Source organism: Bacillus subtilis subsp. subtilis str. 168 (assembly GCF_000009045.1).
GTDB lineage: Bacteria > Bacillota > Bacilli > Bacillales > Bacillaceae > Bacillus > Bacillus subtilis.
Genome location: NC_000964.3, coordinates 524,315 through 545,015 on the forward strand (window position 1 = coordinate 524,315; position 20,701 = coordinate 545,015).

27 protein-coding genes, 7 tRNA genes and 1 other RNA gene are annotated in these 20,701 nt (G+C 39.0%); 30 read left to right on the forward strand and 5 right to left on the reverse strand.

What is annotated here, in order from left to right; all coding sequences use genetic code 11:
- Positions 1-45 precede the first annotated feature (45 nt).
- From BSU_04745 to tex, 5 genes are all read left to right on the forward strand, one after another.
- Entirely contained in the window at positions 46-162 is a 117-nt protein-coding gene (locus BSU_04745; RefSeq protein YP_009513945.1) for a hypothetical protein, read from the forward strand.
- A 15-nt stretch (positions 163-177) separates the two neighbouring features.
- A complete protein-coding gene (ydcF, locus tag BSU_04750) occupies positions 178-471 on the forward strand; it encodes a hypothetical protein (protein NP_388356.1) in 294 nt (97 codons plus the stop codon).
- On the forward strand, positions 468-908 hold the full coding sequence (gene ydcG, locus BSU_04760) for a hypothetical protein (protein NP_388357.1): 441 nt from the start codon (positions 468-470) through the stop codon (positions 906-908). Before ydcF ends, ydcG begins: the two co-directional genes overlap by 4 nt.
- Entirely contained in the window at positions 892-1,335 is a 444-nt protein-coding gene (gene ydcH / locus BSU_04770; RefSeq protein ID NP_388358.1) for a putative transcriptional regulator, read from the forward strand. Before ydcG ends, ydcH begins: the two co-directional genes overlap by 17 nt.
- Before the next feature lie 93 nt (positions 1,336-1,428).
- A complete protein-coding gene (gene tex, locus BSU_04780) occupies positions 1,429-3,588 on the forward strand; it encodes an RNA helicase transcriptional accessory protein (protein ID NP_388359.2) in 2,160 nt (719 codons plus the stop codon).
- Between the two features lie 9 nt (positions 3,589-3,597).
- Here the strand turns inward: tex and cmpA are convergent, their stop codons facing one another.
- On the reverse strand, positions 3,598-3,711 hold the full coding sequence (gene cmpA / locus BSU_04785) for a factor allowing degradation of SpoIVA by ClpXP (protein ID YP_009513946.1): 114 nt from the start codon (positions 3,709-3,711) through the stop codon (positions 3,598-3,600).
- A gap of 103 nt (positions 3,712-3,814) precedes the next feature.
- Here cmpA and ydcK point away from each other — a divergent pair, with 103 nt between their 5' ends.
- From ydcK to trnS-Leu2, 8 genes are all read left to right on the forward strand, one after another.
- Positions 3,815-4,267, forward strand: a complete 453-nt coding sequence (gene ydcK / locus BSU_04790) for a hypothetical protein (protein NP_388360.1) — start codon at positions 3,815-3,817, stop codon at positions 4,265-4,267.
- A gap of 122 nt (positions 4,268-4,389) precedes the next feature.
- Positions 4,390-4,464: transfer RNA gene (gene trnS-Asn / locus BSU_tRNA_45), tRNA-Asn, on the forward strand.
- A 4-nt stretch (positions 4,465-4,468) separates the two neighbouring features.
- Positions 4,469-4,559: transfer RNA gene (trnS-Ser, locus tag BSU_tRNA_46), tRNA-Ser, on the forward strand.
- 29 nt (positions 4,560-4,588) lie between these two features.
- Positions 4,589-4,660 (forward strand) — tRNA-Glu (gene trnS-Glu / locus BSU_tRNA_47).
- Positions 4,661-4,671: 11 nt separating this feature from the next.
- Positions 4,672-4,746 (forward strand) — tRNA-Gln (gene trnS-Gln / locus BSU_tRNA_48).
- A 26-nt stretch (positions 4,747-4,772) separates the two neighbouring features.
- A tRNA-Lys gene (gene trnS-Lys, locus BSU_tRNA_49) sits at positions 4,773-4,848 on the forward strand.
- A gap of 11 nt (positions 4,849-4,859) precedes the next feature.
- A tRNA-Leu gene (trnS-Leu1, locus tag BSU_tRNA_50) sits at positions 4,860-4,941 on the forward strand.
- An 80-nt stretch (positions 4,942-5,021) separates the two neighbouring features.
- Positions 5,022-5,108: transfer RNA gene (trnS-Leu2, locus tag BSU_tRNA_51), tRNA-Leu, on the forward strand.
- Between the two features lie 82 nt (positions 5,109-5,190).
- On the opposite strand, the gene ydcL is transcribed toward trnS-Leu2, so the two are convergent.
- The 3 genes from ydcL to immR are packed head-to-tail and all read right to left on the reverse strand — an operon-like array spanning position 5,191 to position 7,199.
- On the reverse strand, positions 5,191-6,297 hold the full coding sequence (gene ydcL, locus BSU_04800) for an ICEBs1 mobile element: integrase (protein NP_388361.1): 1,107 nt from the start codon (positions 6,295-6,297) through the stop codon (positions 5,191-5,193).
- A 12-nt stretch (positions 6,298-6,309) separates the two neighbouring features.
- Entirely contained in the window at positions 6,310-6,819 is a 510-nt protein-coding gene (gene immA, locus BSU_04810) for an ICEBs1 mobile element: site-specific protease cleaving ImmR (RefSeq protein NP_388362.1), read from the reverse strand.
- Complete coding sequence (gene immR / locus BSU_04820) at positions 6,816-7,199, reverse strand: ICEBs1 mobile element: transcriptional regulator (Xre family) (RefSeq protein ID NP_388363.1); 384 nt, start codon at positions 7,197-7,199, stop codon at positions 6,816-6,818. Before immR ends, immA begins: the two co-directional genes overlap by 4 nt.
- Positions 7,200-7,472: 273 nt before the next feature.
- Here immR and xis point away from each other — a divergent pair, with 273 nt between their 5' ends.
- From xis to ydcO, 3 genes are read left to right on the forward strand one after another with little or no spacing between them, the layout of a single operon-like run.
- Complete coding sequence (gene xis, locus BSU_04830; RefSeq protein NP_388364.1) at positions 7,473-7,667, forward strand: ICEBs1 mobile element: excisionase; 195 nt, start codon at positions 7,473-7,475, stop codon at positions 7,665-7,667.
- Positions 7,664-7,924: an ICEBs1 mobile element: conserved protein of unknown function gene (ydzL, locus tag BSU_04839; protein YP_003097681.1), complete on the forward strand. Its 261-nt coding sequence runs from the start codon at positions 7,664-7,666 to the stop codon at positions 7,922-7,924. The genes xis and ydzL overlap by 4 nt, the downstream gene beginning before the upstream one ends.
- 53 nt (positions 7,925-7,977) lie before the next feature.
- Entirely contained in the window at positions 7,978-8,238 is a 261-nt protein-coding gene (ydcO, locus tag BSU_04840; protein ID NP_388365.1) for an ICEBs1 mobile element: conserved protein of unknown function, read from the forward strand.
- A gap of 30 nt (positions 8,239-8,268) precedes the next feature.
- On the opposite strand, the gene sncO is transcribed toward ydcO, so the two are convergent.
- An RNA gene (gene sncO / locus BSU_misc_RNA_65) (ICEBs1 mobile element: conserved small untranslated RNA) lies at positions 8,269-8,328 on the reverse strand.
- Between the two features lie 115 nt (positions 8,329-8,443).
- Between sncO and BSU_04849 the strand changes: the two genes are divergently transcribed.
- The 14 genes from BSU_04849 to cwlT all read left to right on the forward strand — a co-directional run bounded on the left by BSU_04849 (position 8,444) and on the right by cwlT (position 20,697).
- On the forward strand, positions 8,444-8,572 hold the full coding sequence (locus tag BSU_04849) for an ICEBs1 mobile element: hypothetical protein (RefSeq protein YP_009513947.1): 129 nt from the start codon (positions 8,444-8,446) through the stop codon (positions 8,570-8,572).
- A 35-nt stretch (positions 8,573-8,607) separates the two neighbouring features.
- Positions 8,608-8,988, forward strand: a complete 381-nt coding sequence (helP, locus tag BSU_04850; RefSeq protein NP_388366.1) for an ICEBs1 mobile element: helicase processivity factor — start codon at positions 8,608-8,610, stop codon at positions 8,986-8,988.
- Between the two features lie 35 nt (positions 8,989-9,023).
- On the forward strand, positions 9,024-10,466 hold the full coding sequence (conQ, locus tag BSU_04860) for an ICEBs1 mobile element: coupling conjugation protein VirD4 (RefSeq protein ID NP_388367.1): 1,443 nt from the start codon (positions 9,024-9,026) through the stop codon (positions 10,464-10,466).
- Positions 10,459-11,517 carry an ICEBs1 mobile element: DNA relaxase gene (nicK, locus tag BSU_04870; RefSeq protein ID NP_388368.1) on the forward strand — a complete coding sequence of 353 codons (1,059 nt, stop codon included), beginning with the start codon at positions 10,459-10,461 and terminating at the stop codon, positions 11,515-11,517. The genes conQ and nicK overlap by 8 nt, the downstream gene beginning before the upstream one ends.
- Before the next feature lie 264 nt (positions 11,518-11,781).
- Positions 11,782-12,051 carry an ICEBs1 mobile element: conserved protein of unknown function gene (gene ydcS, locus BSU_04880; RefSeq protein NP_388369.1) on the forward strand — a complete coding sequence of 90 codons (270 nt, stop codon included), beginning with the start codon at positions 11,782-11,784 and terminating at the stop codon, positions 12,049-12,051.
- Positions 12,052-12,089: 38 nt separating this feature from the next.
- On the forward strand, positions 12,090-12,356 hold the full coding sequence (gene ydcT / locus BSU_04890; protein ID NP_388370.1) for an ICEBs1 mobile element: conserved protein of unknown function: 267 nt from the start codon (positions 12,090-12,092) through the stop codon (positions 12,354-12,356).
- Between the two features lie 16 nt (positions 12,357-12,372).
- On the forward strand, positions 12,373-12,681 hold the full coding sequence (gene yddA / locus BSU_04900; RefSeq protein ID NP_388371.1) for an ICEBs1 mobile element: conserved protein of unknown function: 309 nt from the start codon (positions 12,373-12,375) through the stop codon (positions 12,679-12,681).
- A complete protein-coding gene (gene conB, locus BSU_04910) occupies positions 12,671-13,735 on the forward strand; it encodes an ICEBs1 mobile element: subunit of the conjugation machinery VirB8 (RefSeq protein ID NP_388372.1) in 1,065 nt (354 codons plus the stop codon). Before yddA ends, conB begins: the two co-directional genes overlap by 11 nt.
- An 11-nt stretch (positions 13,736-13,746) precedes the next feature.
- Positions 13,747-13,995 (forward strand): ICEBs1 mobile element: subunit of the conjugation machinery, encoded by a 249-nt coding sequence (gene conC, locus BSU_04920; RefSeq protein NP_388373.1) that lies wholly within the window; start codon positions 13,747-13,749, stop codon positions 13,993-13,995.
- A 12-nt stretch (positions 13,996-14,007) separates the two neighbouring features.
- Positions 14,008-14,532, forward strand: coding sequence for an ICEBs1 mobile element: subunit of the conjugation machinery (gene conD / locus BSU_04930; protein NP_388374.1), 525 nt, complete (start codon positions 14,008-14,010; stop codon positions 14,530-14,532).
- Positions 14,420-16,915, forward strand: coding sequence for an ICEBs1 mobile element: VirB4-like ATPase (gene conE / locus BSU_04940; protein NP_388375.3), 2,496 nt, complete (start codon positions 14,420-14,422; stop codon positions 16,913-16,915). The genes conD and conE overlap by 113 nt, the downstream gene beginning before the upstream one ends.
- An 18-nt stretch (positions 16,916-16,933) precedes the next feature.
- Entirely contained in the window at positions 16,934-17,260 is a 327-nt protein-coding gene (gene yddF, locus BSU_04950) for an ICEBs1 mobile element: conserved protein of unknown function (RefSeq protein NP_388376.1), read from the forward strand.
- A gap of 3 nt (positions 17,261-17,263) precedes the next feature.
- A complete protein-coding gene (gene conG / locus BSU_04960; RefSeq protein ID NP_388377.1) occupies positions 17,264-19,711 on the forward strand; it encodes an ICEBs1 mobile element: VirB6 subunit of the conjugation machinery in 2,448 nt (815 codons plus the stop codon).
- Complete coding sequence (cwlT, locus tag BSU_04970) at positions 19,708-20,697, forward strand: ICEBs1 mobile element: two-domain autolysin with N-acetylmuramidase and DL-endopeptidase activity VirB1 (RefSeq protein NP_388378.1); 990 nt, start codon at positions 19,708-19,710, stop codon at positions 20,695-20,697. Before conG ends, cwlT begins: the two co-directional genes overlap by 4 nt.
- Positions 20,698-20,701: the final 4 nt, after the last annotated feature.

Consider the following 20,701-nt stretch of genomic DNA (forward strand, 5'->3'; position numbering starts at 1 on the left):
TTATTATAATTAATAAGTGAACTTATCATTCTGGGAGCTTATGGGATGTGGAATTATGAATACACAGCGATAGCTGATGTGGATGTGGGAAAACCTGGAACTGTTATCAGGAAACAGAAACAATGGATCAATGGGAGACGGGTATTGCATCAGATTCTTTGAAAGGACAATTTCAAAATGGAACGGAAGGAACATTGCTTCTGCAAGGAAAAACAATTCTCTTATGGCTTGAGCATGTGGAGAAACATCGGGCGTTTTCTGTCATGGTCAACATGCCCGCATAGCAATGTAATAATGGAGTTTTTTCACGTGCTTCAAAAGCAAAAAGAAGATTTGTGTATCACATATGGAATTGTATTAGAAGGCGCTGAAGCAAAAAAGTGGGGAGAAATCATTGGGACTGAACTGTCTAAAGACATGCCGACGGCTGTCAGCAGGCTTGTCCATCTTTACGGAGGAGTGATAAAATGAACACAAATTACTGGATCGGCGTTGTGTCAGAGCAACATGTATTAAAAGGCGCTGCCGGCGGTTTTGCACAGCTGTGCCATGGAAAAAAAGCCCCGCTCGCCAAAATGAAAGAGGGAGATTGGCTGATTTATTATTCTCCGAGAGACGCATATCCAGACGGCAAACTGCTGCGAAGCTTTACTGCGATCGGCAAAGTAAAAAGCGGAAACATCTATCCGTATCAAATGGCTCCGAATTTTATTCCATACCGATTAGATATAGACTATTATCCATGCCATAAAATCGGTTTTTACGACATTAAATCAAAGCTTGAATTTGTTCAGGAAACCAAGCATCTTGGCTTTTTATTTCGCAGAGGACACTTTGAAATAAGCAAAAAAGATTTTTTGACAATAGCACAAGCGATGGGAGTTAACATAAGTGGAATGGCACTCTAAATTTAGCGGTCCGAACACAAGCCCGGGCTTTTTATTATGGCAGGCCACGCAAAGTTGGCAGCGGAAAGTAGGAAAAGCATTGGCTGAGTTTGACCTGACCCACGTTCAATTTGTTCTGCTGACCTCGTGCAAGTATATGATTGCTCACGGAGAAACCGTCACGCAAAAAAAACTTGCAAGCTTCAGCCAGACCAATATCATGATGGTTTCGGAGGTTGTGCGGACGCTTGAGAAAAAAGGATTTATCGAAAGAAGCAAAAATCCCCAGGATAAAAGAGAGGTCCTCCTGTCTCTTACAGAAATAGGAGGAGAAAAAGTAACAGCGGCTTTGCCAATTGTTGAGAAGATTGATCAAGCCTTCTTTGCAGCTGCGATGAAAAAAGAGAATTTTCTGAGCGGCTTACAGGAACTATTGAAACATGAGTAAAGATACGGGCAGCGCCAGCTGTCTTTTTTTATGTGTTTTTTTCGGTTTTTGATACACTAGAGAAAGAACGACAAAATTGGAGGCTTTGGTTACATGGAAACGTCAGCCCTTTTAAAACAGCAAATTGCGAAAGAAATAGGTTTATCACAAAAACACGTTGAAAGTGTCATCCGCCTGCTTGAGGACGGCAATACAGTCCCGTTTATTGCCCGGTATCGAAAAGAGCAGACGGGTTCAATGGATGAGGTTCAGATTCAGACGATTTCTGAACGCTGGCAATACATACAAAACCTGAATCAGCGAAAAGAAGAAGTCATCAGGCTGATTGCAGAGCAGGATAAACTGACAGATAATCTAAAACGTAAAATCGAGCAATCGGTGAAGCTTCAGGAAGTGGAAGACCTTTACCGCCCTTATAAACAAAAACGTAAAACAAAGGCGACAGTCGCCAAAAGCAAAGGCCTTGAGCCGCTTGCCGACTATATCCTGACACTTCCCCAAGATGATCATCTGGCAGCAACTGCAGACCAATACATCAGCGAAGAAAAAGAAGTGTTCACACGAGAAGAAGCGATTGAAGGCGCCAAGCACATTATTGCGGAACAAATCTCAGACGAGCCGACCTTCAGAAAGTGGATTCGCCAGGAAACCTTCAAAAGAGGAACCATTAAGTCTGCAGCCGGAAAGTCGGCAGACACCGATGAGAAAAATGTGTATGAAATGTATTACGAGTATGAAGAGCCAATTGCAAAAGTTGTTCCGCATAGGGTGCTGGCAATGAACCGCGGCGAAAAAGAAGACATTTTAAAGGTAGCGATCGAACCGCCTGCGGATCACATTAAGGCGTATTTAGAAAAACAAATCATCAAAAATCGCTCAACATCCGTAAGAGAGATTTTGCAGGAGACAATTGAAGACAGCTATAAAAGGCTGATCCAGCCGGCAATCGAGCGTGAAATCAGGAAAGAGCTCTCAGAAAAAGCTGATGAACAGGCGATTCATATTTTCTCAGAGAACTTGAGAAAGCTTCTTTTGCAGCCGCCGATGAAAGGCAAAACCGTTCTCGGTGTTGACCCAGCCTTTCGAACTGGCTGTAAGCTCGCTGTGTCAGATGAGACCGGAAAAGTCTTGAAAATTGATGTGATCTATCCGCATGCGCCAGTCAACAAAACAAAAGAAGCCCATGAAAAAGTGAAAAAGATTCTTGAGCAGTATCAAGTCGAGATGGTGGCGATCGGAAACGGCACAGCATCCAGAGAAACAGAGCAATTCATCGTCAATGTACTCAGAGACATGCCGCGCAAAATTTATTATGTGATCGTCAATGAAGCGGGAGCAAGCGTCTATTCGGCTTCAGAGCTTGCCAGAGAAGAATTCCCTGACCTTAAGGTTGAAGAGCGCAGTGCCGTATCTATTGCTCGGAGACTTCAAGACCCGCTCGCGGAGCTCGTTAAGATCGATCCGAAGTCTGTTGGTGTCGGACAGTATCAGCATGACGTCAGCCAAAAACGCTTAAATGAATCTCTGCGGTTTGTCGTCGAAACTGTCGTAAACCAGGTTGGAGTAAACGTCAACACAGCCTCCGCCGCGCTGCTTCAATATGTAGCTGGATTATCGAAGTCTGTAGCAGGCAACGTTGTCAAAAAACGTGAGGAAATCGGAAAGTTTTCAAATCGAAAAGAACTGAAGGACATCCCAAGGTTAGGTGCGAAAACCTATGAGCAATGTATCGGTTTCTTAAGAGTGCAGGAAGGGACAGAGCCTTTGGATAGAACAGGCATCCACCCGGAAAGCTATAAAGAAACAAAAGCACTTTTGAAAAAACTCGGACTTTCAACAGAACATATCGGCACGGCGGAATTGAAGGACAAAATCAATCAGCTGGCGCTCTCTGAAACGGCAAAAGAGCTGGGAATCGGCGAAATCACTCTGAAAGACATTTGTGAACAGCTGACAAGGCCGGAACGCGATCCACGCGATAAGGTGCCTAAGCCTTTGCTGAAAACAGACGTCCTTCAGCTGGAAGATTTGAAAGAGGGAATGGAACTGCAGGGCACCGTGCGCAATGTAGTGGACTTCGGAGCGTTTGTTGATATCGGAGTCAAACAAGACGGGCTTGTGCATATCTCAAAATTGAGCAATCAATTCGTCAAGCATCCTCTTGATGTCGTATCTGTCGGCGATATTGTGACAGTTTGGGTTGACGGCGTAGATGTACAAAAAGGCAGAGTATCGCTGTCTATGGTAAAATAAAAGCACTGCTTACGAGCAGTGTTTTTTCCTATAGAAATACCAGCATTGATTCAGCAGTTTAATTTGGTAATTATCTTTTTCAAGGAACGCTTTTTGCATCTGCTTTTTAAGCCAATTTGGCATAGGCTCATTCCTCCTCAGCTTTTATCATAAGAGGGACAGTGATTACCATATTGTATGCGAACGGTGAATTGTCCCGTTCAATGTTTTTTAAGTGAGGTGCACCATGGATAACAAAGAGCTTCAAAAGCTGACAGAGGATATTTCTGAAACATATTTTAAAAAGCCGTTCCGCCATCAGGCGCTTTTTAATGACCGGCTTAAAACCACTGGCGGCAGGTACCTGTTAACCTCCCATAACATTGAATTGAACAGAAAATATTTGATTGAACACGGCAGGGAGGAACTGATTGGCATCATCAAGCACGAGCTCTGCCATTATCATCTTCATCTTGAAGGAAAAGGGTACAAGCACAGAGACAGAGATTTTAGAATGCTATTGCAGCAGGTCAACGCGCCGAGGTTCTGTACACCCCTTAAGAAAAAAGCGGAAAACAAAAAAACTTATATGTATATCTGTACGACCTGCGGCCAACAGTATATAAAGAAGCGCGCCATGAACCCTGACAGATACAGATGCGGAAAATGCCGCGGAAAAATAAAAAGAATTTTTTCGTGAAAAAGGTTGACGAATATGGCAAGCCTATGTTACATTATAAAAGTCGTCACGAGAGATAAATAAAAACATTTACCTCTTGACACTGCAAATCAAGGCTGATATAATAAGTCTTGTCTCATTATTCCACAGTAGCTCAGTGGTAGAGCTATCGGCTGTTAACCGATCGGTCGCAGGTTCGAATCCTGCCTGTGGAGCCATATTGGAGAAGTACTCAAGTGGCTGAAGAGGCGCCCCTGCTAAGGGTGTAGGTCGCGTAAGCGGCGCGAGGGTTCAAATCCCTCCTTCTCCGCCATAAGATTTCGATATAAGTTCTCAACCATCGGCCCGTTGGTCAAGCGGTTAAGACACCGCCCTTTCACGGCGGTAACACGGGTTCGAATCCCGTACGGGTCATTCCATTTCGTTGGGCTATAGCCAAGCGGTAAGGCAACGGACTTTGACTCCGTCATGCGTTGGTTCGAATCCAGCTAGCCCAGCCATTTTTATTTTTGAAATCTAATAGTAAGAGCCATTAGCTCAGTTGGTAGAGCATCTGACTTTTAATCAGAGGGTCGAAGGTTCGAGTCCTTCATGGCTCACCATTTGTCTTTTTGCGGGTGTGGCGGAATTGGCAGACGCGCTAGACTTAGGATCTAGTGTCTTACGACGTGGGGGTTCGAGTCCCTTCACCCGCACTTTATTTACAAAGTGCACGCAAATCTGTTTTACTAGGTTAAGAGCCTACTAAACCAGCACAACACAATTTAATGATCACGCGGTCGTGGCGGAATGGCAGACGCGCTAGGTTGAGGGCCTAGTGGGTGAATAACCCGTGGAGGTTCAAGTCCTCTCGGCCGCATCAATGATACCAAGGGTTTTGACACCCTTGGTATTTTTTTGTGTTTATTTTCAAATGATTTACTGCCCACAAACTGCCCACTTACCTAAAGTAAGTCATCTAATTTATCAGCCATTTCCTTTTGCTTGTTTGGATATAGGTGTCCATAAACATCAATTGTTGTTTTTACAGAACCATGTCCTAAACGCTCTTTAATTGTTATGTAATCTTCTCCTTGGTGTATTAATAGTGCAACGTGTGAATGTCTAAAATCATGTAAACGTATAGGAGTAAGATCGCTATCCTTGCAAAAGTATTTAATTTTCCGACTGAAAATATCTTTTCTTGAAGGTGTATCTTTATATTGAAAGATATAGGTATCATGTGAATGTCTAATACCTAATTCATTAAACAACTCTTCTTGTGCTTCTTTCCAACGTTCTAGTAGCTTAAGCAATTTTTTATTGATGCTAACTCGCCGAATCGAATTTTTAGTTTTTGGAGTAGTAACAACAAATTGACCATCAAGCCAGGTGCACGATTTATGCACATCTATTTCTAATAAGATTTTGTCAATATCTTTCCATTGCAGGGCGAGCATTTCACCACATCTTAGTCCAGTTAAAAAAGCAACAGTGTAAAAGGTTTTAAACAATAATTGATCTTGAGGAATTAAACTAATAAATTTTTTGAATTCTTCTGGTCTCCAAAACTTCATTTTCTTTCTTGTTAAAGGTAATCGTTTAACGTTGTCACACGGATTTCTTTTTAAGATTTCTTCATGTACAGCTGTATCAAAAATTTTGCTTAGACTAGTCATTATATTATTAACCGATTTATTGCTTAGACCTGTTTCCATTAAATGTTTTCTGAAATCAGTTATTTCTCTATGTGTGATTTTTTGTATATCAGATTTCAAAAAGTAATCAGATATATGTTTGTTTATAATGTACTTCTGATTCTGATAATAGTTTGGTTTACTATCTATTTCACAACTTGCTAAATAAATTGAAATTAGAGTCGGAAAGCTTACTGATCTGGACTTTCTTGCTCTTTCTTCTTGAAATTCTCTTCTTAATTTTGCTTCTAATTCTAAAGCCTCTTTTCTGGTTGATGCTACTGGTCTCGTCCTAATTCTTTCTCCAGTAATCGGGTCAAATCCAAAGCTAACGTCAACTTGATATTGACCATTTTCAAGTTTTTTTACAGACATTTTATTTCTCCTTTAACCAAAAGCGCTTATTTCGTGTGAATAGATTCTGTTACTAAATGAGCCAATTTGAGAAAGTTTATAATCAGTAACAAATGATGGTACGTTGAAGTATGCTGCTATTTGTTCTTTGCTAAAACCCTGTATATATGGAAGGGCTTCATTAAGCATTTTATCTGTCAGTATTAATTCTGATGCAAATAGGCTTGCTTGATGCTCAAGTTTATCTTTTAGAACTTTAGAGCAATTCACAACTTTAAAAGTGTTCAATCTTTTATGGAGAAAGTAATGCCCTAATTCATGGGCAATTACAAATTGTTGATGTTGGAGGTTCTCGTTGATATGGATTAAATATTGATCTGTGGCTTTGTCATGTTGTAGTAAACCGTTTGCTTGTCCAAGATCATTTTTGAGTATATAAATTTTTTGGATGTCACAAATTTCATAGACATTATTTGTACCATGTGTCTTAATTACTGATTGCACTTTATGTTTAATTCCTTTGCTTGTATAAATTGTTATCACTCTTTCTTCTTTAATTCGTCAATGAATTTAATTCCGTTTTTTAATGCTTTTTTAACAAGGCGTGCAGTTTCCTCATCAAATTCACCATCATTCATAAAAAGGAGTGTATCTTCATCCTTTAATTCCTGTATGGCTTCATTAATTGTTTTATTGAGTAAATCAGTTTCGTTTTTCTTGCTTACTTCATCCTTTCCTAATAAATAGTCTGTAGATACGTTATATAAGTTGCTCAATTTTAAGAGTGTGTCTGTATCAGGATCTCTGTAATCTCTTTCGTAATTAGACAAGTTATTGTTACCGATATTAAGTTTCTCTGCGGCTTCTTTCTGAGTGTACCCAGCTTTTTGTCGAGCTTCTTTTAATCGTTTGCCTAGGCTCATTTTTATCATCCATTTCACAAAGAGTTGATTTTTATAAAAATAATAACAACATTTTTTGGAGAATTCATTAATTTCACCTATAAGTTAAATAAATAATTCTAAATTCTCCTTTTAGGAGTGTTTGTTTCTTCTTTATGGAGAGTTTAATTATCAATATTTCCATATATGTTCAAAAAAATACACTTTAAGGTGAATTTTGTGTTGACTTACACGAAAAGGAGTTTTATAATAAAGTTAATTCACAAAGAGTTGAGTTAACGAGGAGGTGATATTTTGAAAGGAGAGTTTTTAACTGCGAGAGATATTCAAAAAATTCTTGGAGTTAAACAGGCTAAATCTTATGACATCATTAGAACTTTGAATGCTCAAATGAAAGAAGAAGGATATATGGTCATTCAAGGTAAGGTGAGTAGAGCTAAGTTTGAAGAGTGTTATTGTTACAAAGGCCCAAAATCTCAAACGGGGTGATTTTTATAAACATTGATATAACAAACTCGTTTATGAAAGAAGCTGTCCCTTTAGCTAGACAAATGGAAGGTGATTGGATAGCACGAATGAAAATTGCTCTGAATTCAGTCATTATAAATCATTATTTAAACCTTCCCTTAACAATTGAAAATGTTAATGAATTACTGCGAAAAGGCGTTTCATATCGCAGGATATGTAAGCATTACGGCATTGGAAGAAAAGACATTGAAAAGCTTCGGCAATCATCCGTAGTGTGACGTTATATACCACTATAGGGAGCCGTTAAGAATCCTTTGAAAGGAGGGATGCGATGAAAATAAGAGTGAATGCAACAATCATTACTGATGTTGAAGCTTTAAAGGCTGATAAGGATTTGAATCATTTTAAAGACTATGCCACTTGTGAAACATTCGTTGTTGATGCTGATAATCATTTGAAGGCTAATGAAGAAATATCTGAGTTGTTAAAAGGCTGGGATTGGTGGTGTATCTGGTCAACTCGTCCATTGAGTAAAAAGGATAACCAAGTGTTTACTTTGTATAACGATGATTTGTATAACTTATGTCGATAGGAGTGTTTGTTCCTTGAAAACTACATATAGACAAAAAAAGCGCCTTGACGAATGATCATCAAGAACGCCGGAAAATAAAAACTAGACACTTTTATTATACGGTATTCTTGTTGAAATGTCATGCGTGAGTATTTGAGTGATGAACAGCAATCACTTTAAATGCTGTAGCAGGCTAGAATAAGCGTGCGGAATAGCTGTAGTCAGCTTGATGGCTATAATTAGCCTACTAGGTTGCCATGAGGGCGTAAAGCCGTTAGCAACTGATAAGCGCCAAGATGGATACAGAACCGGAGCGAATCAAAAACATAAAATCGAAATTAATGTTCTTTTGTAAATAAATTATAAAAAAATGAAATGGGGATATGAAAAATGAACTTAAACTTTATTGTACCGGATATCAATATGACTTTTGGAGACATGAAATTCATGGGACTTAACAGAGAAAGGTATGTTTATGATCGTGAAAATAATAAGCGTACTGACGTACTGGAATCTAGGATTTATAACATTGCTAGTGCTGTCCAAGGTGGTCAAATTGAAGTAACTATTCCTGAGTATGCTGGGGCAAAAGAAATTCCTCCTTTTGCAGATATTGAGTTGAAAAATCCAAAAATTAGCGCTATGGCGACTAGTCAAAGGGATTCGACGTATGCCAATGTGATGTGGAAACTTGAAGCTGATGATATTGTTGTTAAAGGTGGCTCTTCTGTGAAACCTGCCGCGGCAACTGGCGGGAATGAAAAGAAATAACATGATGCTCTCATATCGGCAGGCGGGTGATGTATATGAGTGATTTCTTAAACAAAAGATTTTGGAAATACAGGGGCAAACGAATCCGCCCGTACATGAGAAACAACGTAAAGTTAGCAGGCGCAATCATCTTTGTGCCTGTTTTTTTATTGTCTATGTTCCTTTTTTGGAGAGAACAACTCATTCATTTTGATCTATCTCAAGTGATAAAAAATTTTGAATGGAATGTGCCTTTAATCATTAAAAGCGTTTTATGCTCTGTGCTAATTGCTGTTGGAAGCATAGTTGCATCTTACTTTCTTTTGTTTGACAGCTATAAGAAAATCCTTCACAGGCAAAAGATTGCTAAAATGATTTTCTCTAACAAGTTTTACGAAAAAGAAAACGTGAAAGTAAGAAAAATCTTTTCAAATGAAACTGACTCAAAGGAAAAGATCACATACTTTCCTAGAATGTATTACCAGGTCAAAAACAACCACATCTATATTCGTATTGCTATGGACATGAGCCGTTTTCAGAATCGCTTCCTAGACTTAGGAAAGGATTTGGAAAACGGCTTATTTTGTGACTTGGTTGATAAACAAATGGAAGAAGGTTTTGTATGCTTTAAGCTTCTTTACGATGTCAAAAAGAATCGTATTTCCATTGATGATGCAGTAGCTGAGAATGGAGTCCTTCCGTTAATGAAGCATATCTCATGGCAATTTGATAAGTTGCCGCACATGCTTATTGCTGGTGGTACAGGTGGAGGGAAAACATACTTCATGCTAACGATCATTAAGGCATGTGTTGGACTGGGGGCAGATGTAAGAATACTAGACCCTAAAAATGCAGATTTAGCAGACTTGGAAGAAGTACTTCCGAAAAAGGTCTATTCCCAAAAGAACGGTATTCTTATGTGCCTGAGAAAGTCTGTAGATGGCATGATGGAACGAATGGATGAAATGAAGCAAATGTCTAACTATAAGACAGGTGAAAACTATGCTTATTTAGGCTTAAAACCTGTTTTTATCTTCTTTGATGAATATGTGGCATTTATGGATTTGTTAGATATGAAAGAAAGAAACGAAGCCCTTTCTTACATGAAACAGTTGGTCATGTTGGGGAGACAGGCGGGGTATTTTCTCGTTTTAGGCGCACAACGTCCAGATGCAAAATATTTAGCTGACGGTATTCGTGATCAGTTTAGCTTTCGTGTTTCATTGGGTTTAATGTCCGATACGGGTTACGGAATGATGTTTGGCGATGTTGAAAAAGCATATGTGAATAAAAAGGAGACAGGGCGAGGATATGCCAATGTGGGCACAGGTTCAGTGTTGGAGTTTTACAGCCCTATCGTGCCGAAAGGATATGATTTTATGTCATCTATTAAAAATGCGCTGGTTGGAGTCGAGGGAGCGCAGGCGACGGCAGTCGCCAGCGGCAGCGTAAGCGACCAGACGGCCAGCGGCGAAGGAGTGAGCGAAGCGAATGGATGAGCTAAAACAACCCCCCCACGCTAACAGGGGGGTAGTAATCGTAAAAGAAAAAAATGAAGCCGTTGAAAGTCCTTTGGTATCAATGGTTGACTATATTCGAGTCTCTTTTAAAACTCATGATGTTGACAGAATTATTGAAGAGGTTCTTCACCTTAGCAAAGACTTTATGACTGAGAAACAATCTGGTTTCTATGGCTACGTTGGCACGTATGAACTGGACTATATCAAAGTCTTTTATTCTGCGCCGGATGACAACAGAGGTGTTTTGATAGAAATGTCCGGTCAAGGTTGCCGTCAATTTGAATCCTTCTTGGAATGCCGGAAGAAAACATGGTACGACTTCTTTCAAGATTGCATGCAACAAGGCGGTTCGTTCACTCGCTTTGATTTAGCTATTGATGATAAAAAGACATACTTTTCTATACCAGAACTGTTAAAGAAAGCCCAAAAGGGCGAATGTATTTCACGATTTAGAAAATCTGATTTCAATGGCTCCTTTGATCTATCTGATGGCATTACAGGCGGGACGACAATATATTTCGGTTCTAAAAAGTCAGAAGCGTACCTTTGCTTTTATGAGAAAAACTATGAACAAGCAGAAAAGTATAACATTCCGTTAGAAGAACTAGGCGATTGGAATCGTTATGAATTGCGGCTTAAAAATGAACGTGCACAAGTGGCGATAGATGCTTTATTGAAAACAAAGGATTTAACCTTAATCGCTATGCAGATCATTAATAACTATGTAAGGTTCGTTGATGCTGATGAAAACATCACTAGAGAGCATTGGAAAACGAGCCTTTTTTGGTCTGATTTTATAGGCGATGTTGGGAGACTTCCTTTGTACGTCAAACCACAAAAAGACTTCTATCAGAAATCAAGAAACTGGCTTCGTAACTCTTGTGCTCCCACTATGAAAATGGTGCTTGAAGCTGATGAACATTTAGGGAAAACCGATCTGTCAGATATGATTGCAGAAGCTGAACTGGCTGACAAACATAAAAAAATGTTAGATGTGTATATGGCTGATGTTGCTGACATGGTCGTTTAAAACCAAGCTGCTAAACCTTAATAAACACAGGTGATGCGATTAAACGTATGTGTCAACGGTACCGGAACGAAGTGAGGATAAGGAGTTGACATATTCAGCGCTACCCAAACCCTCTTGGCATTGAACAAACAACCGTTTGTTCCTGCCTACCGGCGAGGGAGTCCCCCGATGATTCGGGGGAATAGGGGGATAGATTAACAGCAATCCAACGAGCTACCGTTGGTGGGTTTGGGTGAAACCCAAGAACTAACTTGGAGGGATAAGATGCATAATGTCAATCTGTTGAATCAGGCTGGACTGGAAAATGCTTTGGAATCAGTTGGCTGTTTAGATATTGTAGAAGATTTAATAGAAAAGATGCAGGAATATGTTTTGTATCATACCGAAACTGCCGAAAGATTTGCGATTGATATCTTTACAGTAGTAAACAACTACACTAAAAAGGTTCATGCGATATTTAATGTTCTTGAAAATGAAGACGGTGAGACAAATGTTAAAAATGTAGAATTTGAAGTAATGCATTTTACGGAGTAAGGACAATTTTCCTTATGACTTTAAAGGGGGAACATCAGGTGTTTAATATTAATCTGTTGAATCAGGCCCGACTTGAGAGTGATTTGGATTCCCTTGGGTGTTTGGATATTGCTGAGGAACTGATTGAAAAAATGATGGAAGATGTTTTTTACAGTGATGTAGCTCAAAGAATCATTGTTCAAACACTTGCTGTTATAAATAACGCCAATGCAAAACTTCAAGCTACGTTTAACATCTTAGAAGATGAAGATATGGAGACAGACGAACGAAGCGTGGAGTTTGAAGGAATTAGCTACTACGAATAAGGGGTGAAAATGTGCGGTGTCTGCTGTAGATAAACGATTCAAAAGCTTAGGTTTTAATGTGGGCATTCCCTCTTTAGTTTTTGTGAGAAGTTTAAGCAGAGATTGCATGTTGGTTGTTGAAGGAGAACGAGTAAAAGGATTTGCTGAGTATCGTTACACATTCTATAAAACAAGATACTTGCCAGACGGTCGAATGACTAGCTTAAAAGTTTATATGGAGAATCAAAGCATAAAAAGGGTGTTACATCGTGTAGCATCCTTTTTATCTTTCTTGGAAAGAACGAAACAAATTGAACAGAAGGAGTGTGAAAAAGTTGCTCAATAAAGAAATTGGCTCTGATAAGAAGGAAGAATCCTTTTTTCGGTCTGCTTTTCAAAAACTGAAACGAATTGAAAGACCGGAAAAAGACAAACAAAAAGTACCCCGTGACAGGTCAAAGCTGATAGCCGTCACACTATGGTCTTGTGTAGGGAGCTTGCTATTTATCTGTCTGCTTGCTGTGCTTCTGTCAATTAATACTCGCTCCCAACTTAATGACATGAAAGACGAAACGAATAAGCCAACAAATGACGATAAACAAAAAATTTCGGTGACTGCTGCCGAAAACTTTCTGTCAGGGTTCATCAATGAATATATGAATGTGAAGAACGATCAAGAATCTATTGAAAAACGTATGCAGAGCCTTGAAAGCTATATGGTTAAACAGGAAGATAACCATTTTGAAGATGAAGAACGCTTCAATGTGGATGGTTTAAAAGGTGATCGAGAGTTAAAGGGTTACAGCTTATATAACGTGAAAGAAGGTGATAAAAACAGCCTTTTTCAATATAAGGTCACATATGAAAATCTATACCCTGTAGAAAAGGAAGTTGAAAAAGAAGTTAAAGACGGAAAGAAGAAAAAGAAGGTGAAAGAAAAGGTTAAAACAAACGAGAAATACGAAAAACAAATGTTGCTGAATATTCCAGTCACAAATAAAGGTGATTCCTTTGCGGTGTCTGCTGTCCCTTATTTTACACAGATTTATGATCTGAAAGGCGATATTGCTTTTAAGGGTAAAGAAGAAACTAGAGACGAATATGCAGGCGAGAAAAAAGAATCTATCGAATCATTTCTTCAAAATTTCTTTGAGAAATACGCTTCTGAAAAGAAAGAAGAAATGGTTTATATGATGAAAAAGCCGGAAGCATTGGAAGGAAACTTGTTATTTGGGGAAGTGCAGTCAGTGAAAATCTTCGAGACGAAAAAAGGTTTCGAGGTTTTTTGTGCTGTTCGATTTAAGGAAAAAGAAAATGACATTCCGGTAAATGAAAAATTCAGTCTAGAGATTACGGAAAACAGCGGTCAGTTTTATGTAAATAAACTCAAACATCAATAGGAGGTTTAAATATGGATTTCATGAATTTCTTTATTCTTGGCGCAGACCTTCCAACACTTGGAGGGGTAAAAGGTTGGGCATCAGATGTTGTTATCCAATTCATTACGATTGTGGTCATGTTCATAGCCGCAAAGAATCTGATGAAATTAAAAATGGGCGGCATTATCTTTGTTTGCTGTATTGGCAGTGCGGTAACGTGGGTTATTAAACACTGGTCAGAATTCTCCGGCTGGATCAATGCGCTAATGGAAAAATTGTAAGGGGGCATCTGAATGGGGCGTCTGGTGTTCAACTACCGGAAGGCAATGAGAGAGCCGAAAAAAATCCAACAATTAACCGAAAATTATTCGTTACCCTTTGCAGTTGAGTTAATACCGGCTATTAACTATTTCATTTTTGTTGGCTTATGCTTTGGATTCTGGTACGGCGTGAGGATGATTTTCCCTCACGCTTTTGATAACAGTTACGTCATTGTGATTTTTGGGATACCATTTTTTTTAACGATGCTTGTAACGAAAATAAAGCCGGAAGGCAAAAACATCTATATATATTTCTTTGATTTCGCAAAGTATTACTTCTTCATCAAGCTTCCACAAAAGAAGTATTGCAATGATCGAAAGATTGATTTAAGTAACGAAAAACAAATTGAGTTTCGAAAACTTGTGAAGGTGGTGGATTATTCAAATGAGACTAAAAACGCCTATGAAGGCAATACACAAGAATTTGCTGTTAACAAGAACGGGCGACGTGTGGGCGTACTACCGAATAAAAAGCAATTCGATTCCTATGCAAAATAAAGAAAAAGTTGAATCGTATAAAAAGAAGTGGCAGCATCTTTTTGAAGAAATTACATCTTATGAGGATTTTCACTTGATGATGTATCCAAGTGAGTATGAATTAGAAAAACGATTTAAGGATTTAGAAACAGATATTGCGGCAGATGCAATGGATGTGGCACGTTACTACAATGAAGAAACCGTAAGGCTGTTAGAACAGCGATTAGGAAGGCTGACAAAGTACGACTTCATTTTAGGTGTAAAACTGAAAAGCAGTCTTGTAAATATTAGTGTCGAACTTAAAGACAATATACTATCTTTTTTCAATACAGCGACTGATACAGTCGTGAAAATGCTCGGGTGGGAACAAAATGTTTCCACCTCTTTTTTTGAAAAATATGAGGAAGTCGAAGAAACACTAGCGAATATCATGGCTTCTGTTCGCGGAGAACGGCTTTCAGAAACAGAAATGACATACATTAACCGTTATCACTTTGTACGTGGGTTAAAGCACCAAACGAATGAAGAAAGTGAGATAAAGGATGTTCGCTCTATTACAAACACGATCATAGACCCCACTGACCCATCAGTATTGCATTTGCATAGTGATCAAGATGAAGGCTATTCAGCTTTTGTCGTGATTGACGAATTTCTTCACAATATGTCGGAAAGTGATTTGTTTTATGAAGCACAGTCTCTTCCCTTCCCTGTTGAAGTTCAGATGAAAATTCAAACGGAATCAAAGTCCATTACCAAGCCTGCCCTCAACCTCAAAAGACAGCAATTGAAAGAAGAACAAAAAGAACAACAAAGCACAGGCGATCGAAGTGATGTTTCCACTGTCACAAGTGCCACAATGATAAGGCATTTACAAGATGAAATAAAGAAAGAAGATGTGCATGTGATGAACTGGCTGTCGGTGATAGTCGTTCATGGAAAGACAAAAAAAGAATGTGTGGGAAAAGCAACGATTGTCAAAAGGCATTTAAAAGGCGCTGGCATTACTTGTCGGCTTCCGGTGGCTGATCAATTGAACCTTTTTTATAAAATGCTTCCTGGTGAAAAGTTAGACATAACCGATAAGAACTGGATTCAAAAAACAACGCAAGACGGTGTGGCTGAAAGTCTGTTTGCTGTTAACTCTGATATTGGTTCGAAAATCGGGTTCTTTCTCGGTTGGGTTGATCGTTTCCAAGAGCACACCGACTTAGAAAGTGCCATTATGTCCAGCCGTGATTTTGTCTTATTCCACCCTTTCTTAGCGAATCAGCAGTTAAAAGGTTCAAAGACACGTTCTCCTCACTGCTTAATCACAGGAGACACAGGAAACGGCAAGTCATATCTAGCGAAATTGATCTTTAACTATATCAGCATGTTAAACATCAAATCTCTGTATATAGACCCTAAAAAGGAAATGAGAAAGTGGATTCAAAGAGTCTTGAATGATGAGTACATTAGAGAGAACTTTCCCTTATATATTGCACATTTAGAGAAATACAACTATATCACGCTAGATCATGAAAACACGCACAACTGGGGAGCGCTTGACCCTATCTCCTTCCTCCCTCCTATGAAAGCAAAAGAGCTAGTTCAAGTCATTTTTGAACAAGTATATGACTTTAAAGGGAAGGACGACATAAACACAGCTTTCCTTCGTGCTACGTCAGAAGTGATTGATGCGAAACAAAAAGGTGAACAGGTCGGCTCACTTGATATTATTCGGAAGATGCAGAGCCATCCCGAAGAAGCTGTACAAAAAGCTGGTGACTATTTAAATGAGGTCGTGTCAGATTCCATTTTGAAACTTTGTATTCATGATGGTTCAAATCCTGCATTGTCACTAGAAAAGCGAATTACCATTTTAGAAGTTGAAAATATGGATTTGCCGGATCATGCTGAGCGACTTGAAAACTACACGATATCACAACTAAAGTCTAGTGCGGTCATGTTTGCACTAGGTAAGTTCTGCGAGCTATTCGGCATGAATCAAGACGAACAGACTGTTGAATTTATAGATGAAGCTTGGATATTCACCACGTCACAACAAGGAAAAAAAGTAGAAAGACAAATGCGCCGGATTGGTCGCTCATACAACAATGCGGAATACTTCATTTCTCAATCCACAAAAGACGCTTTAAAAGAAGAGGATTCTGGAAACTTTGGCGTTGCCTTTGCTTTTGACGAACCAAACGAGCGTGAAGAAGTGTTGAAATGGATGAACATGGAGGTCACAAAAGATAACAAAAAAATGATGGAATCCATGTTTCAAGGTCAATGCTTATTTAAAGATTACTATGGCCGCACCTCTAAAATTTCGATTGAATGCCTATTCGAAGAATGGCAAGGTGCTCTGAAAACAGTTGAGAAAAAAGCCGTCGCATATGCGGAAGAAAAATATTTGTAAAAAGGGGTTGAATCGTACATGGAAATAGCTTTCTTAAACTCTCTTGTTGTCACGAGTCCAGGCTTTTATAAAGCTGAGAAAATCACATTGGACGAAGTTAAACAATGGCTGAAGCATTATGATGGTCGATACAAAAGTTTTATCGGACATAAATCAACGGCACAGTTTCTGCAAAAATTATTAGGTATCAGAATTGAGCAAAATCGAAAGACTTTCAGACATATGAAATATCAAAAAGCAATCTGTTTCTCTCTGTATGAACGATATCCTGAAAACGTGTTGCTAACGCAAAGAGACTTAGAGAAAGCCAGATACCAATTTTATTTATTAACTCGGTTAGATTAGGAGGTGGTTGTAATGAAAAAGAAAAGAATTTTGATTGTGTCGGCTATTGTGTTGCTGTTTTTAACTGTTGCTTCAGCTGTAACGGTATTTTCGGCTGATGGAGATACAACGACGCAGCCAAAAGTCGAAAAAGCTGGCGGCGTGGAATTGAAGGTGAAAAGGTTTCCAATCTCACGCTATCAAGCGAATAATGAAGCATCTGACGATTTAATCAAGGGGGCGTTTGTTGGGCTGACAAACGTCACTTTTTCTTTTGCGGGAAACATTGTCCGTGTGGTTGATACGGGGATGGATATTTTGTATAACTTGCAACCGATTGACGAGTTCGCAAATTCTATTACAAACGTCTCTAAAACAGTTTATAAAACACTGAAAAAGAATTTCGGTGAAGCTTTATTTATTTTCACGTGCGCCTATGTTGTCTACCTATTCTGTGTGAGAGGTAGCGTAAAAGAAGCAATGCGGCGGAGTATTCTATTTATTTGTGTCATGGTGATCGGTGGGCTTTGGATGTCGAACGCTGGTTATTACATGAAAGTATTGAATGCCTTGTCTGTAGAAGCTCAAGGAAAGCTTTTAACTGCGGGGAATGGATTGGTTGGCATTGTTCAAGATGAAGGCAATTTTGCAGACAGTTCAGCGATTGAAAAAGGAAAAGAAATGGAAGGCACAGTTGCGGTTATGCGTAATCTTTACTTTGACATTGCTTTGATGAAGCCTTTTTTAATTGTGAATTTTGATGAAACAAGCGAAAAGAAAATCAATGAGGAAGATACAGATAAAGGCGGACTTAATCGTATAGATAAACTGCTTTCTTATAAGCTTTCAGAGGATGGAGAAAAAGATAAAAAAGATTATATAAAAGAGACTGAAATTGATGATTATAAAAATGAATCTATGACTTCTGGAAATGTGTTTAATCAGCTGGGAGAGTCTTTTATCGCTGTGGTCGCTTCTATTGTCATTGGGATACCATTTTTAGCATTAGCGTTCTTTAATTTCTTGCTTCAAGTTGTCGCTTTAGTGATAGTTTTCTTTGTGCCATTTGCTTTCATCTTAGCGTATGTTCCTCAATTAGCTTATTCGGGATTTGTTACGCTTGGACGCTTGGGGAGTGTTTACCTACTGAAAGCAATGTTAGGGGTTATCGTTCTGTTTGTGTACGTGACTTGTTTTATTGTTGACAAGTTAATACCGCCAAATGGTTTTGGAATGTATCTTTTAAATGTTGCTGTCCTTGCTTCAATCTTGTGGATTGGTTTTCACAAGAGGGATGCCATTATCAAGTTTGTGACTGCTGGAAAAGTTGTTTCAGTTGATAATAATATGATGGAAAACATGAGACAAAACATTGTTCAGCCTGCTTGGGAACAAGCGAAGAAAATAGGTGGAGTATGGGGTAACGGAGGCGGCGTATTTACTGACTTTACAAAGCATTTTGGGGGAAGAAAAGACGGTTCGAATGCTGATGGCGTAACTGGTGCTCCAAGTGGTGGCGGTAATTCACCGAGTGGGACTGCTATGGGATATGATAATACTCATGCTATTTCAAGAACCCCGCAAAAAGAAACAGCTAACGGAATAGCTAATCATAACAGTCGAAGCTTAAAACGCAATCCTCAAACTCTATCGAAAGAACAAGAAAAGCAAAAACAAAAAGAAGCCTTTGCAAATGCAAAAGAAAATAAACAGCAATCCCATTTAGCCAGATTGAGAAAAGACGGAATAAACTCTCCTATGTTGAAAGATGCTTTGAATGAAGGGAATGAGGATTTATCCAAACGAGCACCTATCTTGCAGGATAAAAAAGATGAATCAGCACGAACAGATCAAAAAGAATATGTGGAACAGCTTCTTAAACAGCCCAATAACCAGCAACAAACTGACGATGCATCATTACAGCATGAAGAAGAATCTACTTCTAATCGTGCGCCTGTCTTACAAGAGAATGAAAAAGATACAGAACGTACTGATCAGAAAGCGTATATTTATGACGAACAAAATCAGAATCTTGAAACAGATCAGCAACAAGATTTTGAAGTCCAGAAAGATGATTCTGTTTCCAATAGTGAGCCTGTAGCACAAGAGAAAACAGCAGAAATCAAACGATCAGATCAAAAAGTCATGATGAATCAACCTGAACCGCAGCTCGGTTTTGAAAGTCCTCAATCTACAAAAGTAGAAAATCAACCTATTGCCAATAACGAACGTAAAATCAGACCATCTGAACCCGCAAAAGTTCATTCAGATGGTATTCGTGTTGATGAAAAACAGGCTGTTGCTCCTGCTGAAAATAAGACTGTATCAAGAGAAAAACAGCCTTCATCACAAACAATTAAACGGACTGAACAAAGCGTTAATTCATTTGACCAAGTGTCTTTGAATGAAATTGCAAGACGCTCTTCATCAAAAGTAGAAGATCGACTGAGAAGGGATGAAAGAACAAGATGATAAGTAAAAAGGTAGTTCTTCCTTTGGTATTCTCGGCTCCTTTTATCTTCTTTTTTGTTTTATGTATCGTAGTGGTTATGACGATTTCAAGAGAAAATCAAGTCGGGGACGATTTTATAGGCGGCGGGGATGGCGAATATGAAACAGTTGGAATTGCGCCGGAAGTGGAACGATTTAGAGCAGTATTTGAGAAATATGCCCGTCAAGAAGGCGTTTTTGACCAAGTGAATATTATTATGGCGCTCACCATGCAAGAAAGTGGTGGGCGTTCTTTAGATATCATGCAAAGTTCCGAAAGTATCGGCTTACCTCCCAACTCCATAACTGACCCAGAACGTTCAATTGAAGTCGGCATTAAACATTTTAAGAAGGTTTTTAAACAGGCTGGCGGTGATGTTCGTTTAACCTTACAGGCATACAACTTTGGTTCTGGATTTATAGACTATGTCAAAAAGAATGGCGGGAAATACACAAAGAAATTAGCACTTGATTTCAGCCGATTGCAAGCTTTTAAAATGGGCTGGAAAAGCTACGGTGACCCAAGTTATGTTGACCATGTCATGAGGTATGTGAAAGGCTCTGATAAAAATGTGAAGCCTGTGAAAGGCTCTATGGATTTCTATGAAACGGTCATGAAAGAAGCTTTGAAATATGAAGGGCAACCGTATGCCTGGGGAGGTTCAAACCCGGAAACTGGATTTGATTGTTCTGGCCTTGTTCAGTGGTCTTTTGCGAAAGCTGGAATCACTCTTCCTAGAACAGCACAAGAACAACATGGGGCAACCAAGAAAATAAGTGAAAAAGAAGCGACTGCGGGTGACTTAGTGTTCTTTGGCGGCACATACGAAGGAAAAGCCATTACTCACGTCGGCATCTATGTAGGCAATGGCAGAATGTTTAATTCAAATGACAGTGGAATCCAATATTCTGATCTGAAATCAGGTTACTGGAGAGATCACCTTGTATCTTTTGGACGCATTAAATAACTAG